Origin of the sequence: Streptomyces sp. 8N616, from assembly GCF_052246385.1 — a bacterium.
Taxonomy (GTDB): domain Bacteria; phylum Actinomycetota; class Actinomycetes; order Streptomycetales; family Streptomycetaceae; genus Streptomyces.
Map to the genome: position 1 here is coordinate 86,501 of NZ_JBQQBY010000025.1, position 13,935 is coordinate 100,435.

The window sequence follows — 13,935 nt, forward strand, 5'->3', positions numbered from 1 at the left end:
GGAGCGCAGGATCAGGCGAAGGCCGTGTTCACGTCTGGGGAATCCCCTTTCGGGTGATCATGTTCGAGGTCGGCACGACTGAGGGTTTCACGTTGGCCCTACCGTCTGATCTGTCGGCATCGCCCCCTGGTCCGGATACTGGGGGCATGGGATTCGCCGTCTTCATGACCTTGCCCGGGCTGGTCATCCTGCTGACCGCCGTGGCCTTCGCAGATCAGCTGCTTCTCCGTGCCGGGCGGGCCGGACTGCTGCCGTGGCGGAACAGCGTCCGGCAGGGCCAGATATCGGCGACCGGGTTTGAGCAGCTCCATGCGAGCCTTTCGCCCGGGAAGCAGAACGAACTCAAGGAGCGTCAGTCGGCTTTGCTGATGCGGGACGACGAGGAGGACGGGGCGCCGCCGAACCGGACAACGGTAAACCTGGAGGAAGGGACCGCGGTCGTCCGGATGCCGCAGGCCGACCAGTAAAAGGCCACCCGTCACAGTCAGACCTTAAAGAACAAGCTCAGGAGTTCAGACACAGGCTCTCAGCTTGTCGTTTAACGAGATAGGCCTGGGTTGCTGTGTAGTCCGGCGGTACGTCCAGGGTCCTGGTGGGTGTGGGAGTGGCTGGAGCGGCCACCGCGCTGGTGGCTCTGCGTCAGGATGAAGCCGTGAAGGACATCACTGTCCGCCCCGCCCAGCCCAACGAGTTAGCCGCTGTCGCCGAGCTGCGCTGGCGTTGGGTGCAAGAGATCTACGGAACGCCCGAGACTGCGCTGGATGAGTTCGTGCCCCGATTCGTGGCATGGGCCCGGGAGAACGAGTCCTCGCATCGGTGCATGGTGATGGTCCGCGGTGATGTGGTCATCGGCATGGCGTGGATCTGAGCCTTGAGCGGGTGACAGTGCATTCCAGTGACCGGGCGGTTCCGGCATACTCCCGTCACGGGTTCGAAGCCTCACCGCGTCTGCTCCAGTTCGAGGTTGGGCAGGACGACGCGGAGTGAGTCCTCTGCAAGCCGATGTCCGGAACGAGTCACTGGCCGCGTTGTCGCAGTTCCGGGCGGACTTCTACGCGTGCCTCACGGCCGCCCGGACGCGCTGTTCGAGCTGACGGACGCGCTCCTGTGCACGGAGGGCCCGGTCAAGACGCTGGTGGACCTCGCGCTCGCGCCGGAACACCGCCGGGGCATGGAGCCCTGTATGGCGGTCTCAACCAGGGGCGGATCGACATCTCCAGGCTGCGTCGTGCGCTTGCCGGGATGCCGTTGCCCCGGGTGGCGGACGATCGGATCGTGCTGGCCGCGGACGTCTCGTCATGGCTGCGGCCGGACGCCAACACGTGTCCTGAGCGGGCCTTCTGCCGTACCTTCGGCCGGGGCGAGGGCAAGCACCAGATGGTGCCCGGCTGGCCGTACTCGATCGTGGCCGCGTTGGAGACCGGCCGAACGTCCTCGACTGCGGCACTGGACGCAGTCCGCCTGGAGCCCGGCGCGGACGTCGCCGCGGTGGCCACGGTCCAGATCCGTGAGGTCGTCGAGCGGCTCGTCGCCGCCGGCCAGAGGAAGCCAGGCGACCCGGAGATCCTGGTCGTGCTGGACGCCGGATACGACGCACCCCGCATCGCCCACCTGCTGAACGACCTGCCCGTCGAGATCCTCGGCCGGCTCCGCTCCGACCGCGTCATGCGCCGGCCAACACCGCCGCGGGTCTACGAGCCCACCGACCACCCAAGCACGGCGGAGAGTTCATCTTCGGCGACCCCGTCACCTGGACACCGAGCAGGCCGCGACCGTCACCGACCCCGCCTGTATGGGAAGACGACCGCGTAGGCGTGGGACCGGCTGCACCCCCGACTGACCCGGCGGGCGGCCTGGATCGACCACGACGGACCGCCGCCCAAAAGCCAGTCTGGCTGTGGTGGTCGGGCACGCCGCCACCGCGGAGGACCTAGACCGCTGCTGGCGGTCCTTCCTCCGCCGCTTCGACCTGGAGCACGCGTTCCGCCTGTTCAAGCAGACGCTCGGGTTGACCAAGCCCCGGCTTCGTAGCTCGGAGGCGGCCGACCGGTGGACGTGGCTGGTGATCGCCGCCTATGCCCAGCTTCGCCTCGCCCGCCCGCTGGCCACCGATCTCCGGCGCTCCTGGGAGAAGCCAGCTCCGCCGGACAGACTCACACCCGCCCGCGTCCGCAGGGGGTTGAGAAACCTGTACACGAAGACCGGCTCTCAGCCGGTGCACCGAAACCGTCCCGGCCCGGCCTCGGCCGCCCGCCGGGCTCGAAGAACCACCGCCCAGCCACCTGCCATGACGTGGGCAGAGTCCCCGCTACCGGCGAGGCATTCAGCCGGCCTGCCCACCACAAGGTGGGCACGAAACCGCGTCGAACCGGATAACGACAAGCTCAGGCGTACCTGGACCATGGCCGGCATCGAAGGCGCCATATGCGAGGACTTGGCGGGCAGTCACCGGACCGCCGCTCGCTTCCCTTCGGGCGAAGGGCGACGGGCCTGCAGCTTCAAGGGATGAGGACCAGCTTCCCCTTGGTGCGGCGGCTGAGCAGGTCCTCGTGTGCGTCGCGAGCGCGCCCGAGATCGTACTCGGCGCCGACCAGGGGCCGCAGGCGTCGCCGCGCCGTGAGGTCGAGCAGTTCCTCGAGCGCCGGACCACCGGCCCCGTTCTGGGCCATGAGCGGGATGAGCCAGAAGCCGGCGACGGTGATGCTGTCCACCGCGAGCCGGCTGGGGACAATGGCAGAGGCGCCCTGCCGGGAGGAACCGCCGTACGTGACAAGCCGCCCGAGGTATCCGAGTGCGTCCAGGGCGGAGTCGAAGACGGGGCCACCGATGGCGTCCAGGATGATGTCGACCGGGTGTCCGTGATTGGAGTCGAGGACGCGCTCCTTGTAGCCCTCCGCGTCGCCGTCGATCGCCGCGTCCGCGCCGAGTTCGAGGGCGAAGGCGCGCTTCTCGTCGGACGACGCCGTGGCGATGACGCGTCCGGCCCCGAACTCCCGGGCCAGTTGGACGGCGAGGCTGCCCGTTCCGCCCGCGGCAGCATGGACCACGACGCTCTCGCCGGGCCGTATCCGGGCGACCGAGCGCAGCAGATGCCATGCTGTCAGCCCCTGTACGAGCAAAGCCAGCGCCTGGCCCGCGCTCACCCCCTCCGGTAACGCGACCAGGTCGCGGTCGGCGACGGCCGTCTTCGCGGCGTAGCCTCCTTGCAGAACATAGCCGAGGACCCGCCGGCCGTCCGCGGTTCGGCCGACGACCTCCAGCCCGGGGATGCGCGGTAGCGGTCTCTTCGGTGCATATGGACCGTCGGTGTGCTCGCCGGCGATCTGCTTGATGTCACCGAAGTTGACGCCCGCGGCCTCCACCTCGACGAGGGTCTCGCCCGGACTCGCCACCGGGTCCGGCACATCGACCTCCGTCAGAACTTCCGGACCACCGAACCGCTCGAACCGCATCGCACGCATGAACACCCCTCCCGAGACTGATCGTTACTCCCCGCCAAACTACGCAGGCCTCGGCGATCACCGCGGGCATTTCACTGCGTGGAACGCCGACGACACGTTCGCTGACGAGTCCGCCGTCACCGCGCGAGGCGCCAGTCTCCTCGCCCGCTGCATTCGGATCGCTGGCATCTTCGCAGCGGCCCGCCTCAGTGATCCGTATGAAACGACACCCCCTAGCGGCTACCGAGCCCTGTCGATCACTCCATGCGCGTCGGTACAGCCGCTTCGGGCTCGTCCGGCACGGGCCCCGCCTCCGCCGCAGTCCGAGCGGTCGCAGTCCCGGAAGGCTCGCTTCCCCCCGCGTCCGGCTTCGCCATGGCTCCCTGCCCCCGCTCGATCATGCCCAGCGCCACCCCGACGATGATGATCACGCCTCCCGTCACCTGGGCGAGCCGGATCGACTCCCCGTTGATCACGACGGCGCCGATGACGCCGAAGACCGGGACCAGGTTGAGGATGTTGACCGCGACGCTCGACGCCATCCTGCGCAGGCCGTAGTTGTAGAGCAGGAAGCCGCCGACCGAGCACGCAACGGCCAGGTAGACCAGCAGCGATGAGGCGGTCGCGCCCGGCATCCGCCAGTCGTCGGCTTCCAGCAGGGACGCGAGCAGGAAGCTGGCCGCGCCCGCCAGGGTCTGGTAGTAGGTGACGCTCGCGGCGTCCTGGCCGGCGCTCGCGTGCTTGCCGAGCACGTTGTAGCCGGCCCAGGCCAGCCCGCCGAGCAGCAGCAGGATGTCCCCCAGCCAGCGCGAACTGCCGCCGACCTCGGCCCCGTTGCGTACGACGAGGAAGGCGCCGACGGTGGCCAGCAGCACGCCCGTCACCCTCAGCGGCGGCATCCGGGTGCGGAAGACGACCAGTTCCACCAGCATCGTCATCAGCGGGTAGGTGGCCACGATCAGCGACGCGTCGGATGCCGTGGACAGGTCGACGCCGACGTTCTCCAGGATGAAGTACACGGTGATGCCGAGGAACCCGCTCAGGTAGAGCTGCCGCCGCTGCCGCGGGTCCGGCCGGGCCGGGCGGTGCCGGCTCAGCCGTACCAACACGCCCAGGAGTAACGCCGCGAGGGTGAATCTGATGGCGCCGATGCCGAGCGGGCCGACATCCTCCAGCACCTGCTTGGTCACCGCGTACGAACTGCTCCAGAACAGCGCGGCCGCCATGACCGCACACACCGCCCGCACCGTGGGTCCTCGTTCACGCATATCAAGTCGCCCCTCTCCATTACCCACTGCCGCCGACCACACCGAGACCGAACGAACGTCAGTCAACTAGGCTGGAGGCTAACAAGATCATCGAAGGTGATGCGAAGAGTCCGAATTACCTTCGGAATCCGGCGGGGTGGGGCAAGCATGGACGAACTAGATTCGACGTTGGTGCGGATGCTCCAGGAGGACGGTCGGCGCACCAACCGGGACATGGCCCAGGAGCTCGGTATCGCCCCGTCCACGTGTCTGGAGCGAATCCGGTCGCTACGCAGGAGCGGCATCCTGACGGGATTTCACGCGGAGGCAGACCTCGCGGCGATCGGCCGCGGGCTGCAGGCGGTGATCGCCGTACGGGTCCGCCCGCCGACACGTGCGGTGATCGAGGACTTCCAGACCTTCCTGGAGGCGATGCCCGAGGTCATCTCGATCTTCGTCCTCACCGGGCACGACGACTTCCTCGTACACGTCGCCGTCCGGGACACCGACCATCTGCACGCAGTGGTCCTGGACAAGCTGACGAAGCGCCCGGAACTCGCCGACGTACGGACGTCGGTGGTCTACGGGCACATGCGCAGGAAGGTCATCGGTCCGGCGTGACACCGGCGCGACCCCGCTCGCGGCGGGTCGCCGGGCCGGTGGTTGCGGTCTCCTTGGCCGCCGCGATCAGCAGGTCGTTCGCCTCGGGGCTGCCCACGGTCACCCGCAGGCCACTGCCCGGGAAGGCCCGGACCAGCAGTCCGCGCCGTTCTCCCTCCTGAGCCACCGACTCCGAGGCATCGCCCGTCGGCAGCCACAGGAAGTTGGCATCACTGGGCCACATCCCAGCCGAGTCCGAGGAGCGCCTCGCGGGTCCGCTCCCGCTCCGCGACGATCCCGGCGGACGGCCGTTCGCGGCGGCCGCGGTAGGGCTGTTCCTGGTGGCCTCATCGCCTGTGAACGGCACGGTGATCCGGCACGGTGGCCCGGGTCGGCGAACCGTGCAGGGTTCCATTCCGATCTGCCGGGCAGCCCGAACCATCACGGCGTGCCGCTGGGTGGTGAGGGAACCGGGGGAGTCACCCTTGCCGGGCGGCCCGGGCCGTCACGGCGTGCCGTTGGGTGGTGGGGACCAGGGGAGTCACCAGCTGCGGCCTGCTTCGAGGAGAAGGTCGCGGACCCGCGTGACGTCGGGGTTGTCGGGCCTGCCGGGGCGCTGGACGAGGTAGCCGGTGTTGATGGGCGGGTCGTCTGGTTCGTGCAGGGGCACGAGGGCGCCGGAGGCGAGTTCGCCCTGGCACAGGAAGCGGGGCAGGACGGTGAAGCCGGCTCCCGCGGCGACCGCGGCGAGTACGCCGCGCAGGTCGGGGACGGTGACGGCAGCGGGGCAGGACAGCCGCGTGCCGAAGACGTGGCGCCAGTAGCGGCGGGCGATGGGCAGGTCCTCGGCGTAGGTGACCAGGGGGACGGCGTGCAGCGCGGCCGGGCCTTCGGCGGCCAGCCGTTCCTTCAGGCGGCCGGCCCAGGCGGGCGCGGCGACCAGGACGAACTCCTCGTCCATCAGCGGCACGGCGGCCAGCGCCCTCCCGCGCGGCCGGACGGTGGCGATCACCAGGTCATAGCGTCCGGCGCGCAACTCCTCCAGGAGCGGGTCGGTCAGGCCCGTGGTCACGCGCAGCCGTACTCCGCCGGCGGCCAGCGGGGCGAGGGTCGGCAGGACACGGGTGCACAGCAGCTCGGCAGGCCCTGCCAGATGGACGGGGGCGGCGGGCTTGTCTGGTGCGGTGTCGTGCCCGGCGACGGCGGCGAGCGTGTCGAGGGGCGCGGCCACGCGGGCCGCGAGGTCGTGGGCGACGGGTGTCGGGGCGACGCCGCGCGGCAGGCGCTGGAACAGCTCGCGGCCCGTCTGCCGCTCCAGGGCGCGGATCTGGGTGGTCACCGTGGGCTGGGACAGGCTCAGCAGTCCAGCGGCGGCGGTGAAGGAACCGGAGCGGTACACGGCCAGGAAGGTGCGCAGCAGGTTCAGGTCCGCTTGGGGTGCCGCGGCGGACTGCCGTACCCCGATCGGGCCATCGGGATCCTTATGTCTCACGAAGGAATTCTATCCGTTCCCTATGGCAAGGCGGGCTGTGGCGGCATCCGCCGGCCTTACGCCCGGAAAGCGGGCGGGCGCTTGGCGGACGCCTCGGCCAGAGCCTTGGTCACGGCGTCGAGGCCGCCGCGCAGGCCGTAGACGGGGGTGCCGGGCTGCTGGCGCCAGGAGTCGTCGATGCCGCCGGCGTCCACGGTGTCGAAGCCGAGCTCGTCGATGAGGTCGCGGACGATGTTCTTGGCGGCCTCGTCGTCGCCCGCGACCGGCAGTGCCATCCGCTCGGGGTCGCCCTTCGGGCGTGGCTTGTCGAGGATGTCCTGGGCATAGGTGCCGTTGAACGCCTTGATCACCGGGTGACCGAGGTGCTGCTGGGTCCAGCGGCTTTCGGTGAGCCCCTCGTTCTCGATGGCGGCGATCCTCCCGTCGCGCTCCTTTGGGTAGTAGTTGCCGGTGTCGATCACGGCGAACCCGTCGGCGGCCCCGTCGAACAGGCCGGGCGGAAGGTCGGGGGTGTTCTTGAGCGGGATGGTGACCACCACGACCTCGGCGCCGCGGGCCGCTTCACTCACGGCTACCGGGGTGGCGCCGGTCTCCTGGGCCAGCGCGGTCAGGGTTTGCGGGCCGCGGGAGTTGGCGACGGACACGTCGTGCCCGAGGGCGGTCAGCCGCCGGGTGAGGTTGCCGCCGATGTTGCCGGCGCCGATGATGCCGATCTTCATGGGGAGTCTCCTTGGGTCGGGGTGGTGCGCAGGGCGGGGTGCTGTGCCGGGCCGTGTCACACGGCGTCGGTGAGGGCCTCGAACTCGCCGTCGGTCAGGGTGAGGGTCGCGGCCTGGAGGTTCTCCTCGAGGTGGGTGGCGCGGGAGGTGCCGGGGATGGGCAGCATGACCGGGGAGCGGCGCAGCAGCCAGGCAAGGGCGAGCTGGGAGGGGCTGGCGCCGTGCTGCTGGGCGGCGGCGTCGAGCGGGCCGCCGGGGCGGGCGAGTTCGCCGGTGGCCATCGGGAACCACGGGATGAAGGCGATGTTCTCGGCCTCGGCGTACTCGAGGACGTCCTCGGCGCTGCGGTTGGCGAGGTTGTACAGGTTCTGCACGGAGACGATCTCGGCGATGCCGCGGGCTTGTTTGAGCTGGTCGACGGTCACCTCGGAGACGCCGATGTGGCGGATCTTGCCCTCCTGCTGGAGGGTGGCGAGCTCGCCGAGTTGGTCGGCGAGGGGCACCCGCGGGTCGATGCGGTGCAGCTGGTAGAGGTCGATCCGCTGAAGGCCGAGGTGGCGCAGGCTCAGTTCCAGCTGCTGGCGCAGGTACTCGGGGCGGCCCACCGGACGCCAGTCGTCGGGGCCGGGCCGGGTCAGGCCGCCCTTGGTGGCGATGACGATGTCGTCGTTGTAGGGGTGGAGGGCCTTGCGGATGAGGCGTTCGCTGACGAACGGGCCGTAGGAATCGGCGGTGTCGATGAAGGTGACGCCGAGTTCGACGGCGCGGCGCAGGACGCGTACGGCCTCATCGGGGTCCTTGGGCTCGCCCCAGACGCCGGGGCCGGTCAGCTGCATGGCACCGTAGCCGAGGCGGTTCACGGGCAGGTCGCCACCGAGGGCGAAGGTGCCGGAGGCCTCGGCGGGGCGCGGGGAGCTGGTGCTCATGGGAGCGTTCCTTATCTGTGAGCTGGTCGGGCTGAACCCCCGGGCGGGGTAGGGCTGTTCAGCGAGAGGGATGTGCTGATCGTCAGGGTCAGTTGCCGGTGGTGGTCAGCGGAGCAGGTTGTGGCGGTGTCGACGGAGCCCGGAGGCTGTTGGCCGGTTGCGGCCGCAGCACGATGCGGCTGGGTGTCGTGCGCTTGAAGTTGAGGCCGGTGAGGGCGACCAGGGCCACGAGGGCGAAGGCCAGGGCACCGAGGGTGAAGACGATGCTGTACTGCGTCTCGGCCGGCAGCGCAGGGGTGCCGGGCGGGAGATGAGGCAGGGTGTTGGCGGCCAGCAGGGTGGCGATGACGGCCGAGCCTGCGGAGCTGCCGACCGAACGCGCGATGGAGTTGATGCTGTTGGCGATGCCGCTCTGGTGGGCGGGCACGCCCTGGGCAATGATCGCGGGCAGGGCGGCGAAGCCGAAGCTGACAGCGATGCCGGTAAGGATGCCCGCGCTGGCGACGGATGCGGTGCTGCCGTGGGCGAGGGCGAGCCAGGCGAAGCCGGCAACGCCCGAGGCGGCGCCGGCAGCAAGGGTGACGCGGGCGCCGATGCGGCGTACCAGGGTGCCGCCCAGCTGCGCGGCGATCAGTGAGGCGAGGGTGCCGGGCAGCAGGTACGTGGTCGCGGCGCCCAGCACGGAGGCGGAGAAGCCGTAGCCGGCCAGTTCACTGGGGGTCTGGGCCAGGAAGGTGATGCCGATGAACTGGGTGAACATGCCGAAGCCGAGCAGCACACCGGCGATGTTGGTGAACAGCACCGGCCGGAGCACGAACATGGTCATGTCCACCATGGGCTCGCTGACGTGTCGCTCGACGGCCACCCAGACCGTGGCCAGGACGGCCGCGGCGGCGAACAGGATCAGGGTACGGGGTGACGTCCAGCCCCAGGTGTTGCCCTGGGAGACGGGCAGCAGGAACAGGACGAGGGTGGCCGCCAGGGTGGCCGCGCCGGCCCAGTCGGTGCGTCCGCCAGTGGTCTCGCGGGAGGGCGGGACGGCGGCGGTGACGCCCACGAGAGCGATCAGGGACAGGGCGGTGGCCATCCAGAAGATGCGGTGGTAGTCGGGATCGGTGCCCTGGGTGAGCAGGCCTGCGCCGACCAGGGCGAGTCCGGCGCCAACCGCGAGGGTGCCGCTGACCAGGCCCATGGCGCCGGACAGCCGGCGGGGCTCCAGTTCATCGCGCAGCACGGACAGGGCCAGCGGGAAGATCGCGGTGGAGGCGCCCTGCATCGCCCGGGCGGTCAGCAGCAGGGGCAGGGAGCTGGTGGTGGCTCCGAGGACGGAGCCGGCCACGGTGACCAGCAGGATGCCGATGAGGACGGGGCGCTTGCCGCGCATGTCCCCGAGCCGCCCCAGCAACGGGGTGAAGACGGCTGCGGACAACAGGGTGGCGGTGGTCAGCCAGCTGGCGGTGGAGGCGGTCAGGGACAACTCCTCGCGGATGATGGCCAGGATGGGCACGACCAGGGTCTGCATCATGGCCACGACAGTGGCCGCGAGACCGAGGATGTAGACGAGCCCGTATCCAGCGCCGGCAGGCGCGGTGGGAGCACGGTGCTTGGACGGCATGAGGGCGTCTTTTCAGAAGAGGTATCAGGTAGCGGACGGGGGTGATGGACCGTCAGGGGCGGTACTGCCGCCCTGGCCGTTCCCGCCAGGGCGGCAGTGACTGGCTGGGGGCGGTTCAGTGCAGGGGCACGTCCCGGCGGGCCTTGCGGTGGCTGAACCGGCTGGAAAAGGGCAGGGCTCAGCCCCACGGAGCGAAGAGACAGGGAAACGGGAGAACGAACGCCCCGGGGCGCGCGGTCAGCGGGTCGCGGCCGGGGCGCCCAGCAGGCCGGACAGGAGTGCGTCGCTCGCCGGCTCCAGCAGCAGGCTGCCGCCGCCCACCGACTCCAGCCCGATGACCAGGGCGATCGCGATATCGGCCGCCTCGCCGGGCTCGATACCGCCCACGCTGCCGGCCTCGGTGAACAGGCCGATCAGCAGGCGGCGCAGGTCCGCGGTGAAGGCGGTGCAGATCCCGCCGAACAGCCGGGCCTTTTCGTCCAGCAATTCGGCGGCGTGCGGTGAGTCCCCGGCGAGCTGGAGGACCAAGTCGAGCTTGGCGGCCAGGACGCCCCGGACGCGCTCGGCGTACGGGGCGTCCTCGGCGGCCGCCGCCTGCCGGGCGCGCTCCAGTGCCTGGGTGTGCAGGCGGTGGGCGAGCTGCCGGAAGGCGTCGTCCTTGCTGCGGACGTACTGGTAGACCGCTGACCGGGACACGCCCATGGTGGTGGCGATGTCGTCCATGGTGGTGCGCCGCACGCCGTACCGGGTCAGACAGTCGTAGGTGGCGTCCAGGACCTCGCCCAGCCGGTCAGTGCCCATGGCTCAGGCCAGCTTCTTGAGCAGTTCCGCGGCGACCGGGGCGGAGGAGACCGGGTTCTGGCCGGTGACCAGGTTGCGGTCGACGACCACGTTCGGCGCCCACGGCTCGCCTGCCTGCACCTGCACGCCCGCCTCCGTCAGGCGGGTCTCCAGCAGCCACTTCGCCTTGTCGGCGAAGCCGGCCTGCGCTTCCTCGGAATTGGTGAACGCAGCCACCTGGTAGCCCGCGAAGGCGTTGGACCCGTCGGTCTTCACGGCCGCGAGCAGGGCGGCCGGGGCGTGGCAGACCACACCCAGCGGCTTACCCGCCTGAAGGGTGTCGATCAGCAGCTTGCCGGAGGTGGCATCGACGGCGAGGTCCTCCATGGGGCCGTGACCGCCGGGGTAGAAGATCGCGGCGTAGTCGTCGAGGTTCACGTCCTCAAGCTGGATCGGGTTCTGCAGCTCGGCCATCGCGGCGAGCGCGTTCGCGATCTTGTCGGCGTTCTCCTGGCCGCCGTTGACCTCGGCGGCGAGGCTGCCCTTGTCCACCGTGGGGACGACGCCGCCCGGGGTGGCTACGACGATCTCGTGGCCGGCTGCCCTGAACGCCTCGTACGGGGCGACGGCCTCCTCGGCCCAGAAACCGGTCGGGTGCTTGGTGCCATCAGCCAGCGTCCAGTAGTCGACGCCGGTCATCACGAAGAGGATCTTCGACATTGGTGTTTCTCCAAGGGTACGGGCCCGGCTGACCGGGGCCCGGCGGGGTGGGTGCGTATCGCGCGCTCTGACGTGCTGCGTCCGCTGACACTCTGCGATCGCTGACGCTTTGAGTGCAGATCGTCAGAGCGGCGATGTCCTCGACATTAGGCCGTAGTCCGATAGGTATCCAATGAGGAATCCAATGCCTGGCATTGGAACTCCAATGGCTCTTCGGGAATAGGATCAGCCGGTGTACCCGACTCTTCCGTACGCTCCGTAGCGACCTTTCCACGCATCCCAGGCCACCGTCCTCGACCAGCGCACGATCCTGGCAGGGCGGATCGAGGAACTGGAACTGAGTCCCTTCCTGCCGGCTAGGGCACCCCTGACTGAGACGCATGGAGTTGCTGAGGGCACCGATGGGCGCCGTGCCCACCATGGTCGTTGAGATTCACGTGCCGCTGCTGCAGACGCCGAATCTGCCGGACGGCGCCTACCCGTTTCCGTGGGTCGAAGATGAAGGAGGACTTCCTGGCCGACCTCGAAGAGCAGGGCGAGGCAGAGGTTTTCGACGACGGCGAGGAGGACGCAGAGGTCTGCGAGCTCATAACCGGTTGAAGTCGTAGCCCTTGTCTCCGAGCAGAGCCTGGGGACGTCTGTGGGGACGGCCTGGCCGTTCTGCGACAGCGGGATGCCGTCGACCAGGGCGAGGGTCTGGGTGACGTCGTTGACGTTGGCCGCGGTGGTGATGACCTTGAGCGGGGTGCCGCGTCCGTCGCAGATCAGGTGGTGTTTGCTGCCGGTCTTGCGCCGGTCGACCGGCGACGGGCCGGTGCCGGAACCCCCCTTTTTTTCGCGCGGATGGGGGAGCCGTCGACACACGCGCGGGACCAGTCGAGTTCGCCGGCCGCGTTCAGCTCGGCGAGGAGGATCCGGTGCAGTTGGTCGAAGACGTCGGCCTGCTGCCACCGCGCCAGGCGACGCTAGCACGCCTGTCGGAGCCGAACCCCAGCTCCAACGGCAGGAGTTGCCAGGCGATGTCGTTGTAGAGGACGTACAGGATGCCCTGCGGACACAGCCGGTCCGGCACCGGGCGCGGGCCCGGCGACCGCTCGGGCCAAGGCGGCAGTAGTAGTTCGATCAGCGCCCACAAGTCGTCGTCCACGTTCCACGGCCGAGTGCTCACACCGCCACAAACAGGCGAATCGTCTCACCTGCCACGGTCAGTCGCCGACGTCAGGACGTGCTCCGCGCCGATGGCCGCGGCGAACTCGGCGATATCACCGGGACCCGGACGTGCTCAGCAACACGGCTGCATCGACGCGCCGTGCGAACGCGATTCGCCCCGGGCTTCGGCCGCTTCGGCGTCAGCGATCCTCCCGCGCAGCATGAGGTCCATCACCGCCATGAACCGCTGCGTCCGCGGCTGGCCGAGTACGAAGGGGTTGACTCCGTCGGGCCGGTTCCGAAGCTGCTCGGCGCGTTGGAGACCGTAGTCGTTGGGGTGGTTGGACAGTTCCACGTCCACGCTCGCCTGCCGCATCCGGTCCCGGAAGGAGTGGATGGACGCCCGGTAGGTGCTCAGCTCCGTCAGTGTGTTGGGCGGGTTCATGCCACCCCATAGCATGGCAGTGTGGCGCTCACAGCCCGCCCGCACCGGGATGATCGGCGAGACGGTGCCCGGGGTGTGGCCCGGAGTGTAGTGCAGGTGGATCGTCGTGCCGCCGAGCGTGAGCTGTTGCCCGTCCGCGATCTCCAGGTCCCGGGTGGGGGCATTGTCCGGACGGGTTCGGGCGATGAGATCCCAGTCGGCCGGCGTCATCAGAACGCGTGCTCCGTAGCGGTCGGCGAGGTACTGCGCGCCGCCGAAATGGTCATCGTGGCCGTGCGTGACGACGACGTACTTGATCGTCTCCGGATCGGCTCCCAGCTCACGCAACCCGGGGACGAGAATGCCCTCGGCCTCCACGGGGGAGGTGAGCGCGTCGATCAGCACGATCCCGTCGTCGGTCAGCACCGCCATGGCGGAGACCCAGCCCGCGCTCAGAAAGGCCAGATTGTCGAAGATCTTCAGCGGCTCCGGCGCGGGCGGGCGAGGAAAGTCGACGTCAGGGGTCAGTGCCGTCACGAGGCCGAGCAGGACCGGGTCGCTTCCGGCCAGCGTACGGGCACGGTCGTAGTAAACCTGCCCGGCCACTCCGGCGGCGACGGCCGACGAGGTGAGACCGAGCGAGCCGGCACCAGCAGCGAGTCCGAGGGCGGCGAGCTGGGCGAAGCGGCGCCTGGAGATGTGGCTGGCTAAGTCGTCGTGGTGCGGTGAAGACGTCATGGTGATCCTCCCTGGTGACCGTTCTGGAGCGTGATCCGATCGGGATCACGATAGGCGAGCCCGCACGGCTGGGAGTACGTCGCCC

At 69.7% G+C, this 13,935-nt stretch carries 14 protein-coding genes and 2 pseudogenes; 4 read left to right on the forward strand and 12 right to left on the reverse strand.

Translation table 11 applies throughout. The features are described 5' to 3' along the window. Positions 1-146 precede the first annotated feature (146 nt). From ACTWQC_RS22910 to ACTWQC_RS22920, 3 genes and pseudogenes are all read left to right on the forward strand, one after another. Positions 147-467 carry a DUF6191 domain-containing protein gene (locus tag ACTWQC_RS22910; RefSeq protein ID WP_443317694.1) on the forward strand — a complete coding sequence of 107 codons (321 nt, stop codon included), beginning with the start codon at positions 147-149 and terminating at the stop codon, positions 465-467. Positions 468-652: 185 nt separating this feature from the next. Next, positions 653-868, forward strand: coding sequence for a hypothetical protein (locus ACTWQC_RS22915; RefSeq protein ID WP_443317663.1), 216 nt, complete (start codon positions 653-655; stop codon positions 866-868). Between the two features lie 115 nt (positions 869-983). Continuing rightward, positions 984-2,376 (forward strand): annotated as a pseudogene (locus tag ACTWQC_RS22920) (NF041680 family putative transposase). A gap of 122 nt (positions 2,377-2,498) precedes the next feature. On the opposite strand, the gene ACTWQC_RS22925 reads toward ACTWQC_RS22920, so the two are convergent. Then, positions 2,499-3,461 carry a quinone oxidoreductase family protein gene (locus ACTWQC_RS22925; RefSeq protein ID WP_443317664.1) on the reverse strand — a complete coding sequence of 321 codons (963 nt, stop codon included), beginning with the start codon at positions 3,459-3,461 and terminating at the stop codon, positions 2,499-2,501. 236 nt (positions 3,462-3,697) lie between these two features. Continuing rightward, positions 3,698-4,708 carry a DMT family transporter gene (locus tag ACTWQC_RS22930; protein WP_443317665.1) on the reverse strand — a complete coding sequence of 337 codons (1,011 nt, stop codon included), beginning with the start codon at positions 4,706-4,708 and terminating at the stop codon, positions 3,698-3,700. Between the two features lie 147 nt (positions 4,709-4,855). Between ACTWQC_RS22930 and ACTWQC_RS22935 the strand changes: the two genes are divergently transcribed. Further along, positions 4,856-5,308, forward strand: a complete 453-nt coding sequence (locus ACTWQC_RS22935; protein ID WP_443317666.1) for an Lrp/AsnC family transcriptional regulator — start codon at positions 4,856-4,858, stop codon at positions 5,306-5,308. On the opposite strand, the gene ACTWQC_RS22940 is transcribed toward ACTWQC_RS22935, so the two are convergent. The 10 genes and pseudogenes from ACTWQC_RS22940 to ACTWQC_RS22985 all read right to left on the reverse strand — a co-directional run bounded on the left by ACTWQC_RS22940 (position 5,292) and on the right by ACTWQC_RS22985 (position 13,850). Next, on the reverse strand, positions 5,292-5,531 hold the full coding sequence (locus ACTWQC_RS22940) for a hypothetical protein (protein WP_443317667.1): 240 nt from the start codon (positions 5,529-5,531) through the stop codon (positions 5,292-5,294). The two genes, ACTWQC_RS22935 and ACTWQC_RS22940, sit on opposite strands and share 17 nt — an antisense overlap. A 297-nt stretch (positions 5,532-5,828) precedes the next feature. Continuing rightward, entirely contained in the window at positions 5,829-6,779 is a 951-nt protein-coding gene (locus tag ACTWQC_RS22945) for a LysR family transcriptional regulator (RefSeq protein ID WP_443317668.1), read from the reverse strand. Positions 6,780-6,835: 56 nt separating this feature from the next. Further along, entirely contained in the window at positions 6,836-7,498 is a 663-nt protein-coding gene (locus ACTWQC_RS22950; protein ID WP_443317669.1) for an NADPH-dependent F420 reductase, read from the reverse strand. 56 nt (positions 7,499-7,554) lie between these two features. Next, a complete protein-coding gene (locus ACTWQC_RS22955) occupies positions 7,555-8,424 on the reverse strand; it encodes an aldo/keto reductase (protein ID WP_443317670.1) in 870 nt (289 codons plus the stop codon). 88 nt (positions 8,425-8,512) lie between these two features. Next, positions 8,513-10,039 (reverse strand): MFS transporter, encoded by a 1,527-nt coding sequence (locus tag ACTWQC_RS22960; protein ID WP_443317671.1) that lies wholly within the window; start codon positions 10,037-10,039, stop codon positions 8,513-8,515. A gap of 237 nt (positions 10,040-10,276) precedes the next feature. After that, positions 10,277-10,840, reverse strand: a complete 564-nt coding sequence (locus tag ACTWQC_RS22965) for a TetR/AcrR family transcriptional regulator (RefSeq protein WP_443317672.1) — start codon at positions 10,838-10,840, stop codon at positions 10,277-10,279. A gap of 3 nt (positions 10,841-10,843) precedes the next feature. Then, positions 10,844-11,539 carry a type 1 glutamine amidotransferase domain-containing protein gene (locus tag ACTWQC_RS22970; protein WP_443317673.1) on the reverse strand — a complete coding sequence of 232 codons (696 nt, stop codon included), beginning with the start codon at positions 11,537-11,539 and terminating at the stop codon, positions 10,844-10,846. 669 nt (positions 11,540-12,208) lie between these two features. Beyond that, a pseudogene (locus ACTWQC_RS22975) lies at positions 12,209-12,511 on the reverse strand (transposase); the annotation flags it as partial. Next, positions 12,435-12,707 carry a transposase gene (locus ACTWQC_RS22980; protein WP_443317674.1) on the reverse strand — a complete coding sequence of 91 codons (273 nt, stop codon included), beginning with the start codon at positions 12,705-12,707 and terminating at the stop codon, positions 12,435-12,437. The pseudogene ACTWQC_RS22975 and the gene ACTWQC_RS22980, both read right to left, overlap by 77 nt. Positions 12,708-12,821: 114 nt before the next feature. After that, positions 12,822-13,850 (reverse strand): MBL fold metallo-hydrolase, encoded by a 1,029-nt coding sequence (locus tag ACTWQC_RS22985; protein ID WP_443317675.1) that lies wholly within the window; start codon positions 13,848-13,850, stop codon positions 12,822-12,824. Between the last annotated feature and the right edge of the window lie 85 nt (positions 13,851-13,935).